The following is a 25,570-nucleotide window of genomic DNA, read 5'->3' on the forward strand; positions in this document are numbered from 1 at the left end:
AAAATAGATTGGAAACTTTTTACGGAGGAAAAGATGGACTCGAATGAAAAAGAGCTAAGCCTCACCCCAATTCCTGGGAAGAGTGGGAAGGCCTACATGGGGACCTACCCAGATGGTGGGCGCGTTTTTGTAAAAATGAATACGACCCCAATCCTTGCGGGTCTAGCAAAAGAACAGATTGCTCCTCAATTGTTATGGAGTCGACGTTTGCCAGATGGAAATGTGATGAGTGCCCAAGAATGGTTGAATGGGGAAATTCTCACGCCTAATGGGATGTCGAAAAAACAAGTCGTCAATATTTTAACGAGATTGCACCGTTCTAGACCTTTGATGACCCAATTGAAAAAACTTGGCTATCCTGTGGAATCTCCATTAGAACTGCTCAATTCTTGGAGCAATCGGTTGCCAATTGCCCTACGTCAGAACCACTATATCCAATCAGTCGTAAAGAATTTACGTAAGACAGTGCCTGCCTTTCGGGAGGATTATGCGACGATCGTTCATGGGGATGTCCGTCATAGTAACTGGATTGAGACAGAGAGCGGCTTGATTTATCTAGTCGATTGGGACTCTGTTCGTTTGACAGACCGGATGTTGGATGTGGCGCATATCTTGAGTCACTATATCCCAGATTCTAATTGGCGCGATTGGTTAGGCTATTATGGCTACAAGTACAATCAAAAAGTATTTGATAAACTCTATTGGTTTGGTCAATACTCTTTCTTGTGCCAAATTGCTAAATACTATGAAAATAATGATTTAGAAAATGTCAATCGCGAGATCTATGCTCTGCGCAATTTCCGGTTGAAATATGGAAAGGAAATATGAGAGTTAGAAATCGCAAGGGAGCGACTGAATTATTAGAAGCGAACCCGCAATATGTGGTCCTAAATCCAGAAGATGCCAAGGGAAAGTGGCATGAGATTTTCGGGAATGACCATCCTATTCATATCGAAGTAGGTAGCGGAAAAGGGGCCTTTATTACTGGGATGGCCAAGGCCAATCCAGAGATCAACTACATCGGAATTGATATTCAAAAATCGGTCTTGAGTTATGCTTTAGATAAGGTCTTAGAAGCTGATGTTCCTAACATTAAATTGCTTTGGGTAGACGGAGATAGCTTGACCAACTATTTTGAAGATGGAGAAATCGATCAACTCTATCTGAATTTTTCAGATCCTTGGCCTAAGAAACGTCATGAGAAGCGTCGTTTAACATACAAGACCTTCTTGGATACCTTCAAGCAAATTCTTCCAGAACATGGGGAGATTCACTTTAAAACAGATAATCGAGGTCTGTTTGAATACAGTTTGGTGAGCTTTTCACAGTATGGTATGACTTTGAAGGGAGTCTGGTTGGACCTTCATGCTAGTGATTTTGAGGGGAATGTCATGACGGAATATGAGAAAAAGTTCTCAAGTAAAGGCCAGGTCATTTACCGTGTAGAAGCACAGTTTTAGCATATTCCTTGCAATCATTGGGGAATCGTGTTATAATACATTAAATGAATAGAAAAGGAGAGGCGGGGAAATATCTTCGCCTCTTATCTATGAGGAGGTGGCAACCATCGCAACGATTGTTGACTTAGTAACAGAAGTGATTCAGCCAGCTATAAAGGAACCATTTGAATTGGTCGATGTTGAATATGGCAAAATGGGTGGTGACTACGTCTTAAGCATTTTCGTAGACAAACCAGAAGGGATCACACTGAATGATACAGCGGATTTGACAGAAATCATTAGCCCGCTATTGGATCAAATCAAACCAGACCCATTTCCAGAACAGTACTTTTTAGAAGTTACCAGTCCTGGCTTGGAGAGACCATTGAAAACCAAGGAAGCACTCGAGGGAGCTGTTGGCAAGTATGTCAATATCAGCTTGTATAAGGCTGTGGAAAAGCAAAAGGTCTTTGAGGGGAACTTGGTAGGTTTTGAAGAGGATGTTTTGACCATTGAGTATATGGATAAAACACGAAAGAAAACTGTAGAAATTCCTTATAACCTTGTGTCCAAAGCAAGGTTGGCTGTAAAATTGTAACAGAATGAAAGAAAGGATGCCTTTATAGTAGAGGCAAGAAAAACATGAGTAAAGAAATGCTAGAAGCCTTCCGCATTTTGGAAGAAGACAAAGGGATCAAAAAAGAAGATATCATCGAAGCCGTCACAGAATCATTGCGTTCAGCTTATCGCCGTCGTTATGGACAATCAGAAAGTGCAGCGATTGAATTCAATGAAAAAACTGGAGATTTCCGTGTTTATACGGTTCGTGAAGTGGTGGATGAAGTCTTTGATAGCCGTTTAGAAATCAGCTTGAAGGATGCCTTGGCCATTAGTTCTGCTTATGAGTTGGGGGATAAGATCAAGTTTGAAGAAGCACCAGCTGAATTTGGTCGTGTAGCAGCTCAATCTGCTAAACAAACCATCATGGAAAAAATGCGCAAGCAAACACGCACCATCACCTATAACACTTATAAAGAACATGAAAATGAAATCATGAGTGGAACGGTGGAGCGCTTTGACAATCGATTTATCTATGTCAATCTTGGTTCGATCGAAGCTCAATTGTCTAAGCAAGACCAAATTCCAGGAGAAGTCTTCCAATCTCATGACCGGATTGAAGTCTTTGTCTACAAGGTAGAAGATAATCCACGTGGTGTCAATGTCTTTGTTAGTCGAAGCCATCCTGAAATGATCAAACGTTTGATGGAACAAGAAATTCCTGAAGTCTATGATGGAACTGTTGAGATTATGAGTGTGGCGCGTGAAGCTGGAGATCGTACAAAAGTTGCGGTTCGCAGCCATAATCCAAACGTAGATGCGATTGGGACTATCGTTGGTCGTGGTGGATCGAATATTAAAAAGATTACCAGCAAGTTCCACCCAGCTCGATACGATCAAAAATTAGACCGTATGGTTCCGACAGAAGAAAATATCGATGTCATCGAATGGGTTCCAGATCCAGCTGAATTTATCTACAATGCGATCGCTCCTGCAGAAGTGGACCAAGTTATTTTTGATGATGAAGATAGCAAACATGCTCTCGTTGTGGTTCCAGACAACAAATTATCTCTTGCCATTGGTCGTCGTGGTCAAAACGTTCGTTTGGCAGCTCATTTGACTGGTTATCGCATCGATATCAAATCTGCTAGTGAGTTCGAAGAAATGGAAGCAGCTCAAGAAACTTTTGAAGACCAAGTAGAAAGTGACGAAGAGCAAGTCGATTAAGTGAGGGAGGGGAAATGGTAAAAACAAGAAAAATCCCTTTAAGAAAATCTGTCGTTTCAAATGAAATTATTGATAAGCGCGATTTGCTCCGCATTGTCAAAAATAAAGAAGGACAAGTCTTTATCGATCCAACTGGTAAAGCCAATGGTCGAGGCGCTTACATCAAGCTAGACAATGAAGAAGCGGCACTTGCTAAGAAAAAGAAAGTTTTTAATCGTAGCTTTAATATGGAAGTGGAAGAAGCTTTCTATGATGAATTGATCGCTTATGTAGATCATAAGGTGAAGAGAAGAGAGTTAGGTCTTGAATAAGCAAAAGATAAGTAATTTGTTGGGCTTGGCGCAAAGAGCAGGAAAACTCATTTCTGGAGAAGAACTCGTGATCAAAGCAATCCAGGAAGAAAAAGCACAATTAGTTTTTCTGGCAAATGATGCAGCTAGTAACCTGACAAAAAAGGTGACAGATAAGGGTCACTATTATGAGGTTCAAGTATCTACCGTGTTTTCAACACTAGAATTAAGCACTGCAATTGGACGTGCCCGTAAGGTCGTCGCTGTTGTAGATGCTGGATTTTCAAAGAAAATGAGGTCTCTTATGGAATAGAAGAGGAGGACAGCAATTGTCTAAGAAAAGATTATACGAAATTGCCAAAGAATTGGGCAAGGAAAGTAAGGAAGTCGTCACTCGTGCGAAAGAATTAGGTTTTGACGTCAAGAGTCATGCATCTAGTGTCGATACTGATGTTGCTGAAAAGTTGATCAAGAGCTTTGCAGCGAAAAAAGAAACAGTCGAAAAGAAAGTAGCAGAAGTGGCTGCCAAGACAACGGCTGTCGCAGAGAAAAAAGAAGCAGCGCCTGTCAAAAAAGAAGGGGCAACTGAGACAAAATCAGTAATGCCAGCTGCTAAACCAAAGAGTCGTAACTTTAAAGCGGAACGAGAAGCGCGTGCAAAAGAGCAGGCTGAACGTAGGAAACAACAAGACAATCGTCCAAAACGTGATCGCAAGGACAATCAGCGTCATGGTGACAACCGAAATCAACGACCACAAGAGAGAAATGAACAACGAAAACAAGGTTCTGATCGTCGCAATAACCGACCAGATCAAAGACGTGGTGAACAAGCTCAAGTGGCACCAAAAGTTGATTTCAAAGCGCGTGCAGCAGCACTGAAAGCTGAACAAAATGCTGAGTACGCACGTGGAAGTGAAGATCGCTACAAACAACAAGCTGCAAAAGCAGAACAAGAACGTCAACAGCGCCGGAAACGGGTAGAAGCACCAGAAGTGAAAGCACCTGTACAGGAGCCAGCTCTTGAGAACCATACAAAACCAGCTGTTGCTGCTGCTCCAGCTCAAGTCGATACACGTCGGAAGAAACAAGCGCGACCAGATAAGAAACGCGATGATTTTGATCGTGAAGAAGATGGTCCAAGAAAACAACAAAGGAATCGAAATAGTCAAAATCAAGTGAGAAATCAGAGAAATAGTAACTGGAATAACAATAAGAAAAATAAAAAAGGAAAGAACAACCGTAATGATGCTCCAAAACCAGTAACAGAGCGTAAATTCCATGAATTACCAAGTGAATTTGAGTATACGGATGGAATGACGGTTGCCGAAATCGCAAAACGCATCAAGCGTGAACCGGCTGAAATCGTCAAGAAACTCTTTATGATGGGAGTCATGGCGACTCAAAATCAATCGCTGGATGGAGATACGATTGAACTCTTGATGGTGGATTATGGAATTGAAGCCAAGAAAAAGGTTGAAGTGGACAATGCCGATATCGAACGCTTCTTCGTTGAAGATGGTTATTTGAATCCAGATGAGTTGGTAGAGCGTCCACCAGTTGTCACCATCATGGGACACGTTGACCACGGTAAAACTACCCTTTTGGATACCCTTCGTAATTCACGTGTAGCAACAGGTGAAGCGGGAGGAATCACTCAGCACATCGGGGCTTATCAAATCGTGGAAAATGGCAAGAAGATTACCTTCTTGGATACACCTGGACACGCGGCCTTTACTTCTATGCGGGCGCGTGGTGCATCTGTTACGGATATTACCATCTTGGTTGTAGCAGCAGATGACGGGGTGATGCCACAGACCATCGAAGCCATCAACCACTCAAAAGCTGCCAATGTTCCAATCATTGTGGCCATCAACAAGATCGATAAACCAGGAGCTAATCCAGAGCGTGTCATCGGTGAATTGGCAGAGCATGGAGTTATGTCAACAGCTTGGGGTGGTGATTCTGAGTTTGTAGAAATCTCAGCTAAGTTCAACCAAAATATCGATGAACTCTTGGAAACGGTCCTTCTTGTGGCGGAAATCCAAGAACTCAAGGCAGATCCAACTGTTCGTGCCATCGGTACGGTTATCGAAGCGCGCTTGGATAAAGGAAAAGGTGCGGTGGCAACCCTCCTTGTTCAACAAGGTACCTTGAATGTCCAAGACCCAATCGTTGTCGGAAATACCTTTGGACGTGTCCGTGCCATGACCAATGACCTTGGACGTCGTGTGAAGGTTGCAGGACCATCTACTCCGGTTTCTATCACTGGTTTGAATGAAGCGCCAATGGCGGGTGACCACTTCGCGGTTTACGAAGATGAAAAATCAGCGCGTGCAGCGGGTGAAGAACGTGCCAAACGTGCTCTGATGAAACAACGTCAAGCAACCAACCGTGTCAGCCTTGAAAATCTCTTTGATACCTTGAAGGCTGGAGAAGTTAAATCCGTTAATGTCATCATCAAGGCCGATGTACAAGGTTCGGTTGAAGCTCTTGCTGCTTCCCTTCAAAAGATTGAAGTGGAAGGTGTGAAAGTGACCATCGTTCACTCAGCAGTTGGTGCGATCAACGAATCAGACGTGACCCTTGCAGAAGCTTCAAATGCCTTCATCATCGGATTTAACGTCCGTCCTACTCCACAAGCACGTCAACAAGCTGAAGCTGACGAGGTGGAAATCCGTCTTCACTCAATCATCTACAAAGTGATTGAAGAAATGGAAGATGCCATGAAGGGTATGTTGGATCCTGAGTTCGAAGAGAAAGTGATCGGGGAAGCAGTTATTCGTGAAACCTTTAAAGTCTCAAAAGTGGGTACCATTGGTGGATTTATGGTCCTTAGTGGTAAGGTTACACGTGATTCCAAAGTCCGTGTCATTCGTGACGGTGTCGTGATCTATGACGGAGCTCTTGCAAGCTTGAAACACTTCAAAGATGATGTCAAAGAGATCACAAATGGTCGTGAAGGTGGATTGATGATTGAAGGTTACAATGATATCAAGACAGATGATACCATCGAAGCCTACATCATGGAAGAAATTAAAAAATAAGCAAGCTGACTAGGAAAAAAAGGGGGATCCTCTGATTTCCTAGTTTTTAAACACAGAGCAGAAAGGAGTTCCTATGGCAAGTCATTTTCGGACAGACCGAGTAGGGATGGAAATCAAGCGGGAAGTCAATGAGATTTTACAAAAGAAAGTTCGTGACCCGCGTGTTCAAGGCGTCACCATTACGGATGTTCAAATGCTAGGTGATTTGTCTATGGCCAAAGTGTATTATTCAATTATGAGTGATTTGGCTTCAGACAATCAAAAGGCTCAGACAGGCCTTGAAAAAGCAACAGGAACCATCAAGCGTGAATTAGGTCGGAATCTGAAATTGTACAAGATTCCAGATCTTACTTTTGTGAAAGACGAATCCATCGAATACGGAAATAAGATCGATGAGATGTTGCGCAATTTGAACAAAGACTAGAGAGGTTGGGACCAATAGTGTCCAACCTCTTTTTTGACTCTTAAAATGAGGAAAATAAAACAGAAAGAAAAAAAACGGTTTCAAAAAATAATAGAAATTTACAGAAATCTCTTGTGTGATTGGAAATTATCCTTTACAATAGGAGAGGAGTTTTATTTCTGATCTCATATTTGGAGGAATGATCATGTCCATTAACTGGCAGGAAATTTTGTTTAACTTTTTGGGAGGGTTGGGTCTCTTTCTCTATAGTATTAAAACCATGGGAGAAGGACTGCAACAAGTTGCAGGGGACCGTCTTCGCTACTATATTGATAAATATACCAGCAATCCCTTTCTTGGAGTCTTAGTAGGGATTGTTGTGACAGCTCTTATTCAGTCTAGTACTGGGGTAACGGTGATTACCGTTGGTTTGGTCAGTGCGGGTCTCTTGACCCTACGTCAAGCCATTGGGATCATCATGGGGGCTAATATCGGGACTACGGTCACCTCGTTCATTATTGGGTTTAAACTGGGAACTTATGCCCTTCCAATTATGTTTCTTGGAACGGTCTTACTTTTCTTTACCAAGAATCGAATGGCCAATAATATTGGTCGGATTCTCTTTGGGGTTGGAGGAATTTTCTACGCTTTAAACCTGATTAGTGCGGGAATGAGTCCTTTGAAAGAATTGCCAGAATTTAGCCAGTACATGATCACCCTTGGAAAAAATCCAATTCTGGGTGTTCTAGCGGGAGCCATCATCACCGTTTTGATTCAAGCTTCGTCAGCTACCATTGGGATTCTACAAGGTTTGTATTCAGGTGGTTTCCTAGATCTTCGCGGTTCTTTACCTATTCTTTTTGGGGACAACATCGGAACAACCTTGACAGTTATTATTGCTGCGATGGGGGCCAATATTTCTGCTAAGCGTGTTGCAGCAACCCACGTACTCTTTAACTTGATCGGAACAATCCTTTGTTTGATCTTGTTAACACCTTTTACAGCCATGATTGAATACTTCCAAGGGCTCTTGCACTTGTCACCAGAAATGACCATTGCTTTTTCTCACGGAGCTTTCAACGTGACCAACACTATCATTCAATTCCCATTCATTGGAGCTTTGGCATACTTTGTAACCAAACTGATTCCTGGTGAGGATGAGGTTGTCAAATATGAGCCACTCTACTTGGATGAAAACTTGATCACTCAAGCGCCTTCGATTGCTCTTGGAAATGCGAAAAAAGAGTTGCTTCATTTAGGTGGATATGCAGACAAAGCTTTTAATCTTTCTTATGATTATATTGTTCATCAAAATGAGAAAACAGCTGAAAAGGGTCATAAGACAGAAGAAGCCATCAATACCATTGATGATGATTTGACTCGCTACCTGATTCGTTTGTCAAGTGAAGCCTTGAGTCCGAGAGAAAGTGAAGTTCTCACCAACATCCTAGATTCCTCACGAGATTTGGAGCGGATTGGAGATCACGCGGAAGCCTTGATCAATCTGACCGATTATTTAATTCGTAAGAAAGTGGTCTTTTCAGAAGCGGCCTTGGCTGAATTGGAAGATATTTACAACCAAACCCATCAATTTGTAGAGGATGCTTTGAAAGCTGTTGAGAACAATGATGTGAGTCTTGCAAACCAACTGGTAGTACGTCACGAGGCAATTGAAAAGTTGGAGAAAAGACTTCGGAAAACCCATATTCGTCGTTTGAACCATGGTGAATGTACACCTCAAGCTGGAGTGAACTTTATTGATATCATTTCTCACTATACACGTGTTGCAGACCATGCCATGAATCTCGCTGAAAAAGTACAAATCGAGCAAATTTAAGGAACGTCAAACAGAGTAAGTAGGAAGCTTACTCTGTTTTTTTGTTGGATTCTATTCAAAAATAGGTCTAGACCATTTACAAATGAAAGTGAAAGCGTTATAATATGTATGAATATAAATGGAACACAGTTCCTACAATGGAAAGGACGATTTTATGTCTACATATATTAAAGCAGATCAATTTTATTATCCACATGGGGTTCGCCGAGGAGGCTATTTGGAGCTTGTTGATGGCAAGTTTGGAAAACATGTGGAAAGCTTACCAGAAGGTGCGGATGTGTTGGATTATTCAGGTTACAGTATTGCGCCTGGCCTCGTAGATACCCATATTCACGGTTTTGGTGGGGTAGATGTGATGGATAATAATATCGAAGGCACTCTCCATACCATGAGTGAAGGTCTCTTGAGTACAGGGGTTACGAGCTTTTTGCCTACGACCTTGACTTCCTCTTACGAACAACTTTTGGCAGTAACGGAAAATATCGGTGCACGATACAAAGAAGCAACAGGAGCCAAGATTCGCGGGATTTATTTTGAAGGACCTTATTTCACAGAAAAATACAAGGGAGCTCAAAACCCAGCTTATATGAAGGATCCAAGTATGGAAGAATTCAGGGCTTGGCAAAAAGCTGCCAATGGTCTGTTGAATAAGATTGCCCTTGCCCCCGAGCGTGAAGGGGTAGAAGAATTTGTTCGGACCATTACAGGAGAAGGGGTGACAGTCGCCCTTGGCCACTCCAATGCTACTTTTGAAGAAGCTAAAAAAGCGGTTGATGCAGGTGCGAGTGTCTGGGTGCATGCCTACAATGGTATGCGTGGTTTGACACACCGTGAACTCGGTATGGTTGGTGCTATGTATGAGTTGCCTCATACTACAGCAGAGTTGATCTGTGATGGCCATCACGTGGATCCTTTAGCGTGTGATATCCTGATGAAACAAAAAGGAAAAGAAAATGTTGCCTTGATTACTGACTGTATGACAGCTGGGGGATTAGAAGACGGGGATTATATGCTTGGGGAATTCCCAGTCGTGGTTGCTGAAGGGACTGCTCGCTTGAAATCAACTGGTAATCTAGCTGGCTCAATCTTGAAATTGAAAGATGGATTAAAAAATGTTGTAGAGTGGGGGATTGCTAACCCTTACGAAGCAGTGATGATGGCCAGCCTCAATCCGGCAAAATCAGTCCATATTGATGATGTTTGTGGTCAAATTCGAGAAGGATATGACGCGGACTTCATCGTGCTTGATCAAAATTTGGATCTGGTTGCGACCTATCTCGATGGGGTCAAACGTTACCAAGCTACCAATTAGATTCAAGAATCGAAGATAGAATACTTCCTCTCTAAGTCATACCTAGAGAGGTTTTTGTTTACCGATGGTAGTGCAATTTTGTGAATGCTGTCTTTTCATGCTATAATGGGAATTGAAATGTGAGGTAGCTTATGAAGGCAATTGATATACGTTTTTTATTGATGGGAATTTTTTTCTTGCTCTATGGGATTGTAAGAAAAAATATCTTTATTGTGATTGTTGGTGGGGCATTTTTACTCTATAGTTTTTATAGCAAGAAGATGGAGCCAACCAAGAAGAATATTTTTAAGCCAGAGCTCAAGCTTCGAGGGCCTAAGAAACCGAAATCGAAGAAAGGAAAGAAAAAATGAACAATTATCGTTTAAATAATGGGGTGGAGATTCCTGTATTAGGATTTGGAACCTGGAAAGCAGCAGATGGAGAAGAAGCCTATCAAGCTGTCTTAGCTGCTTTAAAAGCAGGTTACCGCCATATCGATACAGCTGCGATTTATCAGAATGAAGAGAGTGTGGGTCGGGCCATTAAAGACAGTGGTCTTGCGCGCGAAGACCTGTTTATTACCACCAAACTTTGGAATACTCATCACACCTATGAAGACGCTCAAGCTGCTTTGGAAGAGTCTCTTGAGAAACTAGGCTTGGACTATGTAGATCTTTATTTGATTCATTGGCCAAATCCAAAACCTCTTCGAGAAAATGATGCTTGGAAACAACGAAATGCTGAGGTTTGGCGGGCAATGGAAGATATGCTAGCTGCTGGCAAGGTTCGAGCTATTGGTATTAGCAATTTTCTGCCTCATCATTTGGAAGCCCTCCTTGAAACAGCTCGGGTCATCCCAGCTGTGAACCAAATTCGTCTAGCACCTGGGGTTTACCAAAGCGAAGCCATTGCTGCAAGTCGCAAGCATGGCATTTTACTAGAGGCTTGGGGACCTTTTGGCCAGGGAGAATTGTTCCAAAATGAACAAGTAAAAGAAATGGCTACTAAATATGGAAAGACTGTCGCTCAACTAGCTCTGGCTTGGAGTTTACAAGAAGGTTTCCTTCCATTGCCAAAATCGGTTACGCCTGAGCGGATTGCGAGTAATCTAAATTGCTTTGATTTTGAATTGACAGCAGATGATGTGGAACTCCTTCGCCATCTTCCGGTTGCAGCAGGTGCACCTGATCCAGACAACAAAGATTTTTAAGAGAGAATTTCTATTCATTAATGACAACCGAGGACAGTTTCGTTCTCGGTTTTTAAAATCCTTTCAATGATTAAATAATTTTAAAAATCCAATAAAAACAGATGTTCTATAATACTTTCCCATGCAACTTCAAAATTTTCCGAACGAAAATTAGTTAATAGTTAGTAATATTCGTAAATGTTACATTTGTGTTACAATTTGTTTTTTGAATGAATTTTCAGATAATTTTGCGTTATAATAGTTACTATTAAAATAAAAGGGGAGTTTCTATGAATAGACAAGAACGTTTTTCATTAAGAAAATACAAATTTGGTGTAGCCTCAGTTTTATTAGGGGCTGTTTTGGTATTTGGATCTGCACAAGCGAGTGCTGAAGAACAAGCGGCTCAAACGAGTGCTGGAACACAGCTTGTAGCCACTACTCAACAGGCACCTGCTGAAGAAGAGCATTCACAAGCAACAGAAGCAAGTACAGCAGTTGCTAGTGAGAAAGTAGAAGTTGCAAAAGAAGCAACAGTTGCTGAAAAGACAACGAATACAACAGAAGCAGCTCATGTTGAAAAAACAGAAGCTCCGAAAGAGGCAGCTGTTGTTCCAGAAACAAAACAGGAAGTAGCGGAAAAACCTGTAGAAAAAGCAACAGAAGTGGCTACTGCGACAAGTTCGGAAACAACGAATCGCCATGAGGCAGCTGAAAAACCTCAAAGCATCGAAAGTGACGAAATTATTACAGTTCCCCAAACCTGGAAGCAAGGCTATAAAGGGGAAGGGATGGTTGTCGCCGTCATCGACTCTGGCTTGGATGTGAACCACGAGGTTCTTCGGATTACCGATCCTTCAAAAGCTAAGTTTAAAAACCAAGAAGAAATCGAAGCTGCTAAGAAAGCGGCAGGAATCGATTATGGTAAATGGTACAACGACAAGGTTGTCTACGCTTATGACTACTTTGATGGGACCGACAATATCAAAGAGGCCGAAAGAGATTCTCATGGGATGCACGTTACAGGGATTGCAACAGGGAATCCTGATAAAGAAGCAGGAAACGGAGAAAAGATCTATGGTGTAGCACCAGAAGCGCAAGTTATGTTTATGCGTGTCTTTTCAGATCGTCAAAAAACAACGGGTTCTGCTCTTTATGTAAAAGCAATTGATGATGCTGTAGCTCTTGGTGCAGATACCATCAATATGAGTCTTGGATCTTCTACTGGTTCTACGGTCAATGCAGGTTCAGATATCATTGACGCCATCAAACGGGCGCGTGCTAAAGGTGTATCTGTCCTAATCTCTGCAGGAAATAGCAATACTTTTGGGAATGGCTATTCAAGACCAGCTGCAGAAAATCCAGATTACGGCTTGGTCGGAAACCCATCAACAGTAGAGGACTCTATTTCTGTTGCTTCAATCAATAATAAAATCATTACCACAGAGGTTTTCGAAGTCAAAGGTTTGGAAGGTAATGCAGAAGTAGATAACGGGAAGTTTGACTACAGTAAATCTGCAACAGATACAGACTTTGAAAAAGGTAAAGAATATGAGTATGTATCAGTTGGTCTTGGGAAAGAAGATGATTTCAAAGATCTAGATCTTACCGGTAAATTGGCGCTTATCCAACGCGGGGAAATTCCATTCTCAGAAAAGATTGCCAATGCCCTCCATCATGGTGCAGTAGGGGCCATGGTTTACAATAATGTAGAAGGATCTAATCTTGGAATGGCAATTGATGGAGATGCTAAGAAAATTCCATCTGTCTTCATTTCAAAACGCTATGGGGAAGCTCTTAAAGCTGGATCTTACAAAGTTGTCTTTAACAATACCATGGCTAACCGTCCATCTCCAGAAGCAGACCAATTGTCTGATTTCTCAAGCTGGGGTGTGACAACAGATGGTCAGTTGAAACCAGATGTCACAGCACCTGGTGGGAATATCTTCTCTTCTTTGAATGACAATACCTACGGGGATATGAGTGGTACTAGTATGGCCTCACCTCACGTAGCAGGTGTTGCAGCCTTGGTTAAAGAATACCTTGTGAAGAACCATCCAGAATTGACTCCTGAACAAGTTTCTGCAACTGTCAAAGCCTTGATTATGTCTACGGCTAAACCACATGTTAACAAAGAAACCGGTGTCTATACGTCTCCACGCCAACAAGGAGCAGGGGTTGTCGACACAGCAGCGGCTGTTTCAACAGACTTGTATGTGACTGGTGAAAACAACTATCCAAGTGTCACTCTTGGAAATGTTGGAGATAGCTTTACCTTTGATGTCACTGTCCACAATATTTCAGATACCGATCGTACCTTGAAAATGTTGGTGAATACTGACACAGATGAAGTGAAAGATGGTAAATTTACCCTTCGTCCACGTAAATTAACAGAAACTGCTTGGCCTGAAGTAACCGTGAAAGCACATAGTTCTGAAACAGTTACAGTGAAAGTCGACACAAGTAAATTCACAGAAGAATTAAGCAAAGAAATGCCAAATGGCTATTTCCTTGAAGGATTTGTTCGTTTTGTCGATCCAGCAGATGATGGGGATGTAGTTAGCTTACCATTTATGGGATTCAAGGGAGAATTCCAAAACCTTCCAGCGGTTGAAAAACCAATCTATGATTTAGTTCGTGAAGGAAAAGATGGCTTCTACTATCATGTTCCAAAAGATTTGAATATCTCATCGAGTGCGAATGTTTCTGCGCTCGTCACCCTTCAAAATGACCTTCTCCTTACACAAGGGAAACGTGATGGTCGTCGGATTACCGTTCTTGGTATTGAAGAAAATGCGGAAGGAACTCACTCTCTTCAACTAGATGAGAATGGAAATGTTCGCATTGCCATTTCACCAAATGAAGATGGAAATAAAGACCTCGTTGAATACAAGACGGTTGCTCTTCGAAACATTGAAAACCTTCATGCAACTGTCTACGCAGCAAGCGATACGGAACATAAAAATCCGCTGTGGGAAGGAACTCCATCTGATCATCGTAAGAACTTCTTTGATGGTAATGAAAAGAACCCACGCAGTTACACACTAGATAATACTGCTTGGAATGGTACCGATGCAAATGGGAAAGCAGTAGCAGATGGTGTATATGATTATGTCATTCGTTACACACCAATGGTTCCTGGAGCTGAGGAGCAGTCAACGACCTTCAAGGTTCAAGTCGATACTCAAAAACCAGTGATCACATCTGGATATATCCGTTTCAAAGATGGGGCTCAACAGTTTGTAGCACGTAAAGCCAAAGATGTTGGCGATGGTGGTATCTTAACTGAAAAACTCGTCTACGTGACTCCATTCGATGATCAGGGGACAATGGTCCAAACCAGTGAAGATAAGAATGGTACACGTGCGCTTGAAAATTACCATGTGATCAAGGCCAATGAAGATGGTAGCTTCGATCTTCCTGAAAACATCGATAAGAAGAATATCTACTACTATGTAGAAGACTTTGCGGGGAACGTAGACTATGTTTCACTAGCTGATTTAGTTCGGGATCAAAATAGTGGTCGGGTTCAAATTGCAGTTCGTGACGCTAAAACGAACAAAGATTTGGATACTATGTATGTTTACCGAATCAAAGATAGCAACGGCCAATACGTGTCAGTTGATAAGACAAAAGATATTAACTTCTTGAACTTTGGTCATTATACTGCAGAAATCTTTACGTATGATCGTACAGAAGTGAAATTTGTCAGCAGCTTGACGCAAGAATTTGATTTGACAGAGGATAATAGTTTCCAAACGATTGCTTTTCTTGCCAATACTTTAGAATATGCACCAGTTAGCATCAGATTTGATCAACCGGTTTCAAAAGCAGCTACGATCGTATTAAAAGGGGCAGATGGTGAAAACTTTGTCTTGCCTGCTGAAAAATATGGTAAAAATGGCTTTGGTAAATCTGTAGCAACTGGTCAATATACCTTGGTTGCAACTCTTCCTACAGGCTATGAACTAGCTGAGGAAGCACCAGTGATCTCAGTTGTCGCAGGGCGCAACAACAATTATCGTATTGGAGTGATCTCAAAAGTGGCTCTCTTAGCTGCTTTGAACAACCAAGCAGATGTTACAAAGACAGCGCAATATTTCAATGCCAGTGCGGATAAGAAGGAGGCCTATGATCAAGCCTTGCAAGCTGCCCAAGCAGCCTTGACCAACAAGGTTAGTCAAGAGCAAGTCAACCAAGCTCTAGCTAGTCTTGAAGCTTCCAGCCAAGCTTTGGATGGGAAAGATTCAAACGTTGCGGCCTTGAAAGAAGCCATGCAGGCTTACGATGCTACGACTAAAACTGGTCGTTATGCCAATGCCAAAGAAAAAGTACGTCGCGACTACGATCGTGCTTTCCAAACAGTTGCCTTGCTTGCAGTTGATCCAACTGTGAAACAAGAACAAATCAATCAAGCACTTGCTGAGCTTAGCCGTGCGGAAGGAAAATTAAACGGGAAAGCAACTGATTTTTCAAGCCTTGAAAAATACATCAAGGAAGAATTGAAGTTCCAAGAAAAGAATGCTAAATTCATCTATGCTGGAAATGAAGAAAAAGAAGCTTACCTAGCAGCCTTCAAGGATGCGCAAACTATCCTTTCAAATCCAGGAGCAAGCCAACAAGATGTGAAAGATGCTTTGACAGCCTTGAAGAATGCCAAGAAAAAACTTCATGGTAAAAAACCAAAAGCTGCAAGACGTCCATAAGAAAAACAATATTGTTTGTTAGCCTAAAATCCGTATGAAACGATTGTTTCATGCGGATTTTAATTTACAAGTTACTAAAAATCTGCTATAATACTAGTCAAGAAAGAAGGGCTTACGGCGTTTTTCTAGCGAGCTTGGGATAGTGAGAGCCAAGTAGAGCAAAGTAAGCAAGTGGCGCTTTCTCTCAGTAAAAGCTGAGTAAAGTAAAATAAAATGAAGTAATAAATTAGGGTGGAACCGCGTTTCTGACGCCCCTAGGTCAAACGACTTAGGAGCAGAGACACGGTTCTTTTTGCATCCTGAGTCACAAGAAACTTTATGAATAAGGAGTAAAACATGTCTAAAAAATTGACTTTCCACTGCGTTAGTGGCAGAGACCTCCTTACAGTCGGACTGCCCCACGCTCAGGCACCCTGGTGCCTGAGCGTGGGGCAGTACTAACTCGTCTTGCTTCGTAAAATCGACGAGGCGGACTCATGTCGCAAGAATTTATAAAAAGGAGAAGAAGATGTCAAAAAAACTAACCTTCCAAGAAATTATTTTGACTTTGCAACAATACTGGAATGACCAGGGTTGTATGCTCATGCAGGCTTACGATAATGAAAAAGGTGCGGGAACCATGAGTCCTTACACCTTCCTTCGTGCCATTGGTCCTGAACCATGGAATGCGGCTTATGTAGAGCCATCACGTCGTCCAGCAGATGGACGTTACGGGGAAAACCCAAACCGTCTTTACCAACACCACCAATTCCAAGTGGTGATGAAACCATCACCATCAAATATTCAAGAACTCTACCTTGAGTCATTGGAAAAATTGGGGATCAATCCTTTGGAACACGATATCCGTTTCGTTGAAGATAACTGGGAAAACCCATCAACTGGTTCAGCTGGTCTTGGTTGGGAAGTTTGGTTGGACGGTATGGAAATCACTCAGTTTACCTACTTCCAACAAGTTGGTGGATTGGCAACTGGTCCGGTAACTTCTGAGGTCACTTACGGATTGGAACGTTTGGCTTCTTACATCCAAGAAGTCGATTCTGTTTACGATATTGAGTGGGCTCCAGGCGTTAAATACGGAGAAATCTTCCTTCAACCAGAATATGAACACTCAAAATACAGCTTTGAAGTTTCTGACCAAGATATGCTTCTTGAAAATTTCGAAAAATTTGAAAAAGAAGCAGGACGTGCTTTGGAATTGGGCCTTGTTCACCCAGCCTATGACTACGTTTTGAAATGTTCACATACCTTCAATTTGCTTGATGCTCGTGGAGCAGTATCCGTTACAGAACGTGCCGGCTACATTGCCCGCATCCGTAACTTGGCCCGTGTCGTAGCCAAAACCTTCGTCGCAGAACGTAAGAAACTTGGTTACCCACTTCTTGACGAAGCCACACGCGCCAAACTCCTAGCAGAAGAGGAAGAATAAAAAGAGCTACAAGAATGGAAAATGGGCAAACAAAGTGAGCCCGTACGGCTACCCAGAGGCAAGTCGGAGACTTGCTAAAGGGATAGGCACCGCCGTACTGCTTGATGGGGATTTTTGAAACGTTAGGTTCAAAAATCAGTTGGCTAAATCCACTTTGATGAGACTGTTGGAAATCGATGTCAAGGAGACAGAAGATTTCCCTACAGCCTCACAAAGTTAGTTAGCGACGTCCTCGGTACCTAAGGTGCCTATCAAAAAGAAGAATTTTGTAAAGGAAAAAACATGACAAAAAACTTATTAGTAGAACTTGGACTTGAAGAGTTGCCAGCCTACGTTGTCACACCAAGTGAAAAACAACTCGGTGAGAAAATGGCAGCCTTCTTGGATGACAACCGTCTTTCATACGAAAGCATTCAAACCTTCTCAACACCACGCCGTTTGGCCGTCCGTGTGATTGGTTTAGCGGATCAACAATCTGATTTGACTGAAGATTTTAAAGGACCTTCTAAGAAAATCGCCTTGGATGCAGATGGAAACTTCTCAAAAGCGGCTCAAGGATTCGTCCGTGGAAAAGGCTTGACGGTTGATGATATCGAATTCCGTGAAGTCAAAGGCGAAGAGTACGTTTATGTTACGAAGCACGAAGCTGGAAAACCAGCTAAAGAAGTCTTGGCTGGCGTTCCAGAGGTGCTTGCTTCATTGACCTTCCCTGTTAGCATGCACTGGGCTAACAACACATTTGAATACATTCGCCCAGTTCACACCTTGATCGTTCTTTTGGGCGACGAAGCACTCGACCTTGATTTCTTGGATATCCATTCAGGTCGTGTGAGTCGTGGCCACCGTTTCCTTGGACATGAAGTAGAAATTACCAATGCGGATTCTTATGAAGAAGACCTTCGTACCGTTTACGTGATTGCGGATAGCAAAGAACGTGAAAACATGATTCGTGAGCAAATCAAGGCCATCGAAGCAGAACAAGGTGTTCAAGTTCAAATCGAAGAAGGACTTTTGAACGAAGTCTTGAACTTGGTCGAATACCCAACTGCCTTTATGGGAAGTTTTGACACTAAATATTTGGATGTTCCAGAAGAAGTTTTGGTGACCTCAATGGAAACGCACCAACGGTACTTTGTTGTACGTGACCTTGATGGTCAGCTGAAACCAAACTTCATCTCCGTCCGTAATGGGAACGCTGAGCACTTGGAAAATGTTATCCGAGGAAATGAAAAAGTCTTGGTGGCACGTCTTGAAGATGGTGAATTCTTCTGGCGTGAAGACCAAAAACTTAAGATTGAAGACCTCGTTGCTAAATTGGCCAACGTGACCTTCCATGAAAAAATTGGTTCTCTTTCAGAACACATGGCGCGTGCTGGTGTTATTGCAGCGTCGCTAGCTGAGCAAGCTGGTTTGACTGCTGAAGAAACGGCAGCCGTTGCTCGTGCAGCTGAAATCTACAAATTTGACCTCTTGACGGGTATGGTCGGAGAGTTCGATGAATTGCAAGGAATCATGGGTGAAAAATACGCCCTCCTCGCTGGTGAAGATGCTGCGGTAGCGACAGCTATCCGTGAGCACTACCTTCCTGATTCAGCAGACGGAGCTCTTCCAGAGACTAAGGTTGGTGCTATCCTTGCGCTTGCAGATAAATTGGATACCCTCCTTTCATTCTTCTCAGTTGGCTTGATTCCATCAGGTTCCAATGACCCATATGCGCTTCGTCGTGCAACACAAGGGATTGTTCGGATCTTGGATGCTTTTGGTTGGCATATCCCTATGGATGAGTTGATTGACAGCCTTTACGGACTTTCATTTGATAGCCTTTCATATGACAATCAAGTAGAAGTCATCAACTTCATCAAAGCGCGTGTGGACAAGATGATGGGACGCACACCAAAAGACATCAAAGATGCTGTTCTTGCTGGTTCAAACTTTGTCGTGGCTGATATGCTGGAAGCAGCTGAAGCTCTTTCAGAAGCTGCGAAGACCGATGGTTATAAGGTGGCTGTTGAGTCCCTCTCTCGTGCCTTTAACTTGGCAGAAAAAGCAGATGCTTCAGTAGCAGTCGACGCTAGTCTCTTTGAAAACGATCAAGAAAAAGCCCTTTCTAAAGCGATTGAAGAGCTTGAATTGACAGGTTCAGCAAGTGACAAATTGTCTCAGCTTTTCGCCCTTAGCCCAGTCATCGATGCTTTCTTTGACAATACCATGGTTATGGCAGAAGATGAGGCTGTTAAAAACAACCGTTTGGCCCTTCTTGCAGGTCTTGTAGCGAAAGCCAACGCTGTTGCAGCCTTTAATCAATTGAACACAAAATAATGACCTGATGACAGGTAGAAAGTAGGTCTTATTATGACACCTGAAAAAATCGCTCGAATCAATGAGCTTGCTAAAAAGAAAAAAACAGAAGGTTTGACTCCTGAAGAAGCAGTGGAACAAGCAAAACTTCGTGAAGAATACATTGAAGGTTATCGTCGTTCAGTTCGTCACCACATCGAAGGGATCAAAATTGTGGATGAAGAAGGAAATGATGTAACCCCTGAGAAACTACGCCAAGTGCAACGGGAAAAAGGTTTGCATGGCCGTAGTCTCGATGACCCTAATTCATAAGCAAAAGAGTGCTGGAATAGACTCCAGCACTCTTTTGTATCTTTAAAATTCAGAATATTCTGGACTAGATTGACCAATTTTTAAAAACATGGTATAGTAGATTGTGTGAAAATTTAAAGTATACTTTTCTGAAAATGTACAGAAAAAGAATTGGAGTAATCATATGTCAAAAAAACATCATCCTGGTGAAGAAACCGAAAATGGGATGGTTCGTGGTCTGCAAAATCGGCATGTTCAGCTGATCGCTATTGCAGGAACCATCGGGACAGGGCTCTTTCTTGGAGCTGGTCGTTCCCTTTCTTTGACAGGTCCCTCTATTATTTTAGTCTATATGCTGACTGGCGCCTTCATGTACTTGATGATGCGGGCGATCGGAGAAATGCTCTATATGGACCCTGATCAACACACCTTTATCAACTTTATCACCAAGTATCTAGGAAAAGGTTGGGGTTATTTTTCAGGATGGTCCTATTGGGTCTCCTTGGTATTTTTGGGAATGGCAGAGATCACCGCTGTTTCCAACTATGTCCAGCTTTGGTTTCCAAATTGGCCAGCCTGGCAGATTCAAATTATCTTTTTAGCGCTTTTGAGTTGTGTAAACTTGATCGCTGTGAAGGTTTTTGGAGAGGTTGAATTCTGGTTTGGAATGATCAAGATTGTCACCATTTTAGCTTTGATCGCAACAGGGATCTTTATGGTGACGACGAATTTTGAAACACCAGCTGGACACGCTAGTTTAACCAATATTACTAGTGGTTTTCAAATGTTTCCAAATGGTTGGGTCAAGTTCGTCATGGCCTTCCAAATGGTCTTCTTTGCTTACCAAGCGATCGAGTTTGTTGGAATTACTACTTCTGAAACAGCTAATCCCCGCCAAGTATTGCCAAAAGCCATTAAAGAAATTCCAATCCGAATTGTAATCTTTTATGTAGGAGCTTTGTTGGCGATTATGGCTATTTTCCCTTGGCAACAGCTTCCTGTCAATAAGTCACCGTTTGTAACGGTCTTTCAGATGGTAGGCATCAAGTGGGCAGCAGGATTGATTAATTTTGTTGTACTGACAGCTGCGGCATCTTCCTTGAATTCCACCCTCTATTCAACAGGGCGTCACTTGTACCAGATTGCAAAAGAAACACCAAACAGTAAAGTGATGAATCGTTTGAAACTGAATAGCTTATCTCGTATGGGGATTCCAAGTCGCGCGATTATTTTTTCTGCGATTGTGGTTGCTGTTTCTGCCTTTATCAATGTCTTGCCAGGTGTCTCAGATGCCTTTGCCTTGATTACGGCATCTTCTTCTGGTGTCTACATTGCTATTTACATTTTGACCATGCTTGCCCATCTTAAGTACCGTAAATCGAAAGAATTTATGCCAGATGGTTTTGTCATGCCAGCCTATAAAGTGTTGAATCCATTGACCATTGTTTTCTTCCTCTTCGTATTCGTTTGTCTCTTCTTGCAAGAATCAACATACATTGGAGCGATTGGAGCAACCATCTGGATCATCCTCTTTGGAATTTACAGCAATTGGAAACATAGTAAATAAACTGCAAAACTCACCCTTAGGTGAGTTTTTATTATTTCAGAGCTATTTGCTTTTTTAGGGGTTTCTTGGAGTGGTTAAAAGAAAAACAGAGGTGGGAGAAATTAGTTTTCTTCCATCTCTGTTTTTTGTCCTTGAATTGCTTTTTTGAGCCACCAAAGTGAGCCGACTAGGATCAGGGCAGCAAGCCAAAAAATCCAAGCCTCAATAGTGGTTAGAAAAAAGTAGAGAGCGATAGCATCGACCAATAAAAGTGGGATGAGAATCTGTTTTCTTATTTTCATAAGAGTATTGTATCATAAATCTTAGAGGAAACAAATAAAATCAAGCCTTTCTAGGTATTTTGTAGGATCTGAAAAGGTCCGATAGGATTAGTTAGTGAATTTTCTTTCAGGAGTGCATCTTGGTCCTATTTGTGGTAAAATAGTAAAGATATGAGTAAAGAATTTCATCATGTAACGGTTTTGCTTCATGAAACGATCGATATGCTGGATGTTAAGCCAGATGGGATCTATGTAGACGCCACATTGGGTGGGGCAGGCCACAGCGAATATTTGTTAACAAAATTAAATGAATCGGGCCATCTTTATGCCTTTGACCAAGATCAGCATGCAATTGAGAATGCTAAGATTCGTTTAGCTCCATTCATCGAGAAAGGCATGGTGACCTTCATTAAGGATAACTTTCGTCATTTGAAGGAATGTCTAAACGAATTGGGTGTGACTGAAATTGATGGAATCTGTTATGACCTAGGTGTCTCTAGTCCTCAGTTAGATGAACGGGAACGCGGATTTTCTTACAAGAAAGATGCGCCACTGGACATGCGGATGAATCAAGAAGCTTCCTTGACAGCCTATGAGGTCGTAAATAGCTACGATTACCATGATCTAGTCCGTATTTTTTTCAAATATGGAGAGGACAAATTTTCCAAGCAAATTGCGCGGAAAATTGAGCAAGCACGAGCAATTAAACCGATTGAAACGACGACTGAATTAGCAGAGATTATTAAATCTGCTAAACCAGCTAAGGAGCTTAAGAAAAAGGGCCATCCTGCTAAACAGATTTTCCAAGCCATTCGTATCGAAGTCAATGATGAACTGGGAGCTGCAGATGAATCAATTCAGCAAGCCATGGATTTGTTGGCCCTCGATGGTCGTATTTCTGTGATTACCTTTCATTCGTTAGAGGATCGATTGACCAAACAATTGTTTAAAGAAGCTTCGACGGTTGAGGTTCCAAAGGGACTTCCCTTTATTCCAGATGATTTGAAACCAAAGATGGAGTTGGTCAACCGGAAACCTATTTTGCCAAGTGAAGAAGAGCTTGAGGGAAATAATCGATCCCATTCAGCAAAACTACGGGTTGCTCGAAAAATACACAAGTAAGAGGAATTGATATGGCAGCAAGAAATGAGAGAACAAGAACACAGGTACTGCAAGACCGCTTTCGCCGTTTCTCTAGAGTAGAAAAGGCTTTTTATGGGTCGATTGTCCTAACAGCTGTTATTTTAGCCATTAGTATCGTCTTTATGCAGACACGGATTTTACAAGTTCAAAGTGAATTGACTGATTTGAATACGGAACTAGAAGCCAAAAAGACGGAATTGGCAGATGTTCGTCAAGAGGTCAATGAATTAACACGGTATGACCGCTTATCACAGTTGGCTAGCTCCCAAGGAATGAAGCTACAAAAAGAAAATCGAAAAACAGTGAGTGCAAGTAGTGATGAATAAATTCAAAAAATTTTTGATCGGGTATTCGATAAAGAAACGTCGCTTGCCGGATCAGAATCGAAAACAAGTTGGGAAAAATCTCAGTGTACTGGCGATTTTCCTCTTTTTTCTCTTTCTGATTAATTTTGCAATGATCATTGGGACTGACAAAAAATTTGGTGTGACCTTATCGGATCAAGCCAAAAAAGTCCATGAGCAGACGGTCATTGTTCCTGCAAAACGTGGAACGATCTACGACCGAAATGGAGCAGTAATTGCTGAAGATGCGACGACCTATAACGTTTATGCCATTATTGATAAAAAGTACAAATCAGCAACTGGGAAAGTCCTCTATGTAGAAGAGAGCCAATTTAAAAAAGTAGCAGAAATCTTTAAGAAGTACTTAGGGATGGATGAGGATTACGTCATTCAACAGTTGTCGCAAAAGAAATTGAAACAGGTTTCTTTTGGGTCGAACGGAAACGGCATAACTTATAGCAATATGACGGCTATCCGTGAGGCCATGGAAGCGGCGAAGATTGAAGGGGTTGCCTTTACAACTAGTCCAAATCGGAGCTATAAAAATGGAGTTTTTGCTTCTCAATTTATAGGTCAGGCCTCTCTTCAAGAAGATAAAGAGGGGAATAAAACCCTGAAGGGGCAATCAGGGATGGAGAAATCCCTCGATCGTATTCTCGCTGGTCAAAATGGGGTTATCACCTATGACAAAGACCGAAACGGCAATATCGTTCCTGGTTCAGATAAGGTTTCTGTCAAAACAGAAGATGGAAAAGATGTCTATACGACCATTTCAGCAGAATTACAAACCTACCTTGAGACGCGAATGGATGTTTTCCAAGAAAAAGTAAAAGGAAAGTATGTTAGTGCGACTCTTGTGAGTGCAAAAACTGGAGAAATCCTGGCGACAACGCAACGTCCAACCTATAATGCGGATACCAAACAAGGGTTGGATCTGAAAAACTTGAAAACCTGGAATACCATCCTTTATCAAGATCAATATGAACCGGGTTCAACGATGAAGGTCATGTTATTAGCTTCGGCGATTGATCATGGAACCTTCCCAGCCTATAATGAGGGATACTACAATAACGAACTACAAGTAAAAGATGCGACGATCCGTGACTGGGATGTCAATATGGGCTTGTCAGAAGGTCGCTATATGAATATTGCCCAAGCTTTTGCCTATTCAAGTAATATTGGGATGACCAAGCTAGAACAGAAGATGGGCAATAGTGTCTGGATGAATTACCTCACACTCTTTAAGTTCGGACTTCCTACACGTTTTGGAATGGGAGACGAAAGTTTTGGAGGCCTACCAGGTGATAACTATGTCACTCAAGCCATGTCTTCTTTCGGTCAAGGGATTTCCGTCAGTCAAACCCAAATGTTACGGGCCTTTAGCGCCATCGCTAATGATGGACAAATGTTGGAGCCGAAGTTTATTAGTGCTATTTACGATAAAAAATCAGACACAGCCCGCAAATCAAAAAAAGAAGTTGTTGGAAAACCAGTTTCAGGATCAGCTGCACAACAGACACGGAACTATATGATCACCGTCGGAACAGATCCAGAGTATGGAACCTTGTACAGTGATGGACCCATCATTCAGGTACCCGGTCAAAACGTTGCGGTGAAATCAGGGACTGCCCAAATGGCGACAGATCAAGGATACTTGCAAGGAGAAAATGATTATATCAACTCGGTTGTAGCCATGACACCTGCAGAAGATCCTGAATTCATTATGTATGTGACGGTCCAACAACCAGAAGTGAAATTCTCAGCCACCAGCTGGGAAGAGCTGGTCAATCCTATTTTGGAAGATGCAGTTGCTTTAAAAGACGAATTGCATTTGACATCAGAGGCACCAACGTTGGATGATGTGACCAAAGAAACGACCTACAAAATCCCTTCAGTAGAAACTCTCTCTAAGGAGTTGAATCTGAAACAAAATCTGAGCCCAGGCGCTTATTCAGAGGAATTGCGTCGCAATTTGGTGCAGCCAATTGTCCTAGGAACCGGGAAAAATATCCGCAAGATGTCTGTGGATGTAGGCTCTAAAGTCAAAGCCAATCAACAAGTATTGTTATTGACAGAAGACTTTGATGCGGTTCCAGATATGTATGGTTGGACAAAGAAAAATGCGGACATCTTTGGAGAATGGACTGGAATTGAGATTACCTATAAAGGTAGTGGAAAGAAAGTAACCAAACAAAGTGTCAAAATGAACACCTCACTCAATAAAACTAAAAAGATTACGTTAACATTAGGAGACTAA

The 25,570-nt window shown here is 42.0% G+C and carries 20 protein-coding genes and 2 pseudogenes; 21 read left to right on the top strand and 1 reads right to left on the bottom strand.

What is annotated here, in order from left to right:
• Nucleotides 1–33 precede the first annotated feature (33 nt).
• From ccrZ to O3605_RS06560, 18 genes and pseudogenes are all read left to right on the top strand, one after another.
• Complete coding sequence (ccrZ, locus tag O3605_RS06475) at nucleotides 34–828, top strand: cell cycle regulator CcrZ (protein ID WP_003003852.1); 795 nt, start codon at nucleotides 34–36, stop codon at nucleotides 826–828.
• Nucleotides 825–1,460 (top strand): tRNA (guanosine(46)-N7)-methyltransferase TrmB, encoded by a 636-nt coding sequence (gene trmB, locus O3605_RS06480; RefSeq protein WP_024056398.1) that lies wholly within the window; start codon nucleotides 825–827, stop codon nucleotides 1,458–1,460. Before ccrZ ends, trmB begins: the two co-directional genes overlap by 4 nt.
• Before the next feature lie 97 nt (nucleotides 1,461–1,557).
• Nucleotides 1,558–2,037 carry a ribosome maturation factor RimP gene (rimP, locus tag O3605_RS06485; RefSeq protein WP_021154518.1) on the top strand — a complete coding sequence of 160 codons (480 nt, stop codon included), beginning with the start codon at nucleotides 1,558–1,560 and terminating at the stop codon, nucleotides 2,035–2,037.
• A gap of 44 nt (nucleotides 2,038–2,081) precedes the next feature.
• On the top strand, nucleotides 2,082–3,224 hold the full coding sequence (gene nusA / locus O3605_RS06490; RefSeq protein ID WP_031575236.1) for a transcription termination factor NusA: 1,143 nt from the start codon (nucleotides 2,082–2,084) through the stop codon (nucleotides 3,222–3,224).
• 14 nt (nucleotides 3,225–3,238) lie between these two features.
• Nucleotides 3,239–3,535: an RNase P modulator RnpM gene (gene rnpM, locus O3605_RS06495; protein ID WP_003010401.1), complete on the top strand. Its 297-nt coding sequence runs from the start codon at nucleotides 3,239–3,241 to the stop codon at nucleotides 3,533–3,535.
• Nucleotides 3,528–3,827 carry a YlxQ-related RNA-binding protein gene (locus O3605_RS06500; protein ID WP_023920256.1) on the top strand — a complete coding sequence of 100 codons (300 nt, stop codon included), beginning with the start codon at nucleotides 3,528–3,530 and terminating at the stop codon, nucleotides 3,825–3,827. The genes rnpM and O3605_RS06500 overlap by 8 nt, the downstream gene beginning before the upstream one ends.
• A 16-nt stretch (nucleotides 3,828–3,843) precedes the next feature.
• A pseudogene (locus O3605_RS06505) lies at nucleotides 3,844–3,967 on the top strand (translation initiation factor IF-2 N-terminal domain-containing protein); the annotation flags it as partial.
• Nucleotides 3,968–4,062: 95 nt separating this feature from the next.
• Nucleotides 4,063–6,558 (top strand): annotated as a pseudogene (gene infB / locus O3605_RS06510) (translation initiation factor IF-2); the annotation flags it as partial.
• A 73-nt stretch (nucleotides 6,559–6,631) separates the two neighbouring features.
• On the top strand, nucleotides 6,632–6,982 hold the full coding sequence (rbfA, locus tag O3605_RS06515; protein WP_003003976.1) for a 30S ribosome-binding factor RbfA: 351 nt from the start codon (nucleotides 6,632–6,634) through the stop codon (nucleotides 6,980–6,982).
• 184 nt (nucleotides 6,983–7,166) lie between these two features.
• The gene (locus O3605_RS06520) at nucleotides 7,167–8,798 is read left to right on the top strand and encodes a Na/Pi cotransporter family protein (RefSeq protein ID WP_371585626.1); all 1,632 of its coding nucleotides are present in this window, start codon (nucleotides 7,167–7,169) and stop codon (nucleotides 8,796–8,798) included.
• A gap of 154 nt (nucleotides 8,799–8,952) precedes the next feature.
• Nucleotides 8,953–10,110, top strand: a complete 1,158-nt coding sequence (gene nagA, locus O3605_RS06525; protein ID WP_371585627.1) for an N-acetylglucosamine-6-phosphate deacetylase — start codon at nucleotides 8,953–8,955, stop codon at nucleotides 10,108–10,110.
• Between the two features lie 131 nt (nucleotides 10,111–10,241).
• Nucleotides 10,242–10,460, top strand: coding sequence for a hypothetical protein (locus O3605_RS06530; RefSeq protein ID WP_003018530.1), 219 nt, complete (start codon nucleotides 10,242–10,244; stop codon nucleotides 10,458–10,460).
• Entirely contained in the window at nucleotides 10,457–11,299 is an 843-nt protein-coding gene (locus O3605_RS06535) for an aldo/keto reductase (RefSeq protein WP_371585628.1), read from the top strand. Before O3605_RS06530 ends, O3605_RS06535 begins: the two co-directional genes overlap by 4 nt.
• A gap of 269 nt (nucleotides 11,300–11,568) precedes the next feature.
• Entirely contained in the window at nucleotides 11,569–15,984 is a 4,416-nt protein-coding gene (locus O3605_RS06540; protein WP_371585630.1) for a S8 family serine peptidase, read from the top strand.
• 508 nt (nucleotides 15,985–16,492) lie between these two features.
• Nucleotides 16,493–17,410: a glycine--tRNA ligase subunit alpha gene (glyQ, locus tag O3605_RS06545; protein ID WP_002886077.1), complete on the top strand. Its 918-nt coding sequence runs from the start codon at nucleotides 16,493–16,495 to the stop codon at nucleotides 17,408–17,410.
• A 282-nt stretch (nucleotides 17,411–17,692) separates the two neighbouring features.
• Nucleotides 17,693–19,729, top strand: a complete 2,037-nt coding sequence (gene glyS / locus O3605_RS06550; RefSeq protein WP_371585631.1) for a glycine--tRNA ligase subunit beta — start codon at nucleotides 17,693–17,695, stop codon at nucleotides 19,727–19,729.
• Between the two features lie 33 nt (nucleotides 19,730–19,762).
• The gene (locus O3605_RS06555) at nucleotides 19,763–20,020 is read left to right on the top strand and encodes a DUF896 family protein (RefSeq protein WP_003012632.1); all 258 of its coding nucleotides are present in this window, start codon (nucleotides 19,763–19,765) and stop codon (nucleotides 20,018–20,020) included.
• Between the two features lie 163 nt (nucleotides 20,021–20,183).
• Nucleotides 20,184–21,566 (top strand): amino acid permease, encoded by a 1,383-nt coding sequence (locus tag O3605_RS06560; RefSeq protein ID WP_371585633.1) that lies wholly within the window; start codon nucleotides 20,184–20,186, stop codon nucleotides 21,564–21,566.
• 101 nt (nucleotides 21,567–21,667) lie between these two features.
• Here O3605_RS06560 and O3605_RS06565 read toward each other — a convergent pair whose 3' ends face one another.
• A complete protein-coding gene (locus O3605_RS06565; protein WP_070659659.1) occupies nucleotides 21,668–21,847 on the bottom strand; it encodes a hypothetical protein in 180 nt (59 codons plus the stop codon).
• Between the two features lie 150 nt (nucleotides 21,848–21,997).
• On the opposite strand from O3605_RS06565, the gene rsmH reads away from it, so the two are divergent.
• Genes rsmH through pbp2x form a run of 3 tightly spaced genes read left to right on the top strand, consistent with a single transcriptional unit; the run spans nucleotide 21,998 to nucleotide 25,570 of the window.
• Nucleotides 21,998–22,948: a 16S rRNA (cytosine(1402)-N(4))-methyltransferase RsmH gene (gene rsmH / locus O3605_RS06570; RefSeq protein WP_371585634.1), complete on the top strand. Its 951-nt coding sequence runs from the start codon at nucleotides 21,998–22,000 to the stop codon at nucleotides 22,946–22,948.
• Between the two features lie 11 nt (nucleotides 22,949–22,959).
• The gene (gene ftsL, locus O3605_RS06575) at nucleotides 22,960–23,295 is read left to right on the top strand and encodes a cell division protein FtsL (RefSeq protein ID WP_021154536.1); all 336 of its coding nucleotides are present in this window, start codon (nucleotides 22,960–22,962) and stop codon (nucleotides 23,293–23,295) included.
• Nucleotides 23,288–25,570, top strand: a complete 2,283-nt coding sequence (pbp2x, locus tag O3605_RS06580) for a penicillin-binding protein PBP2X (RefSeq protein WP_371585636.1) — start codon at nucleotides 23,288–23,290, stop codon at nucleotides 25,568–25,570. Before ftsL ends, pbp2x begins: the two co-directional genes overlap by 8 nt.

The sequence above is a fragment of the Streptococcus sp. 27098_8_99 genome, assembly GCF_041431935.1.
Classification (GTDB): domain Bacteria; phylum Bacillota; class Bacilli; order Lactobacillales; family Streptococcaceae; genus Streptococcus; species Streptococcus parasanguinis_D.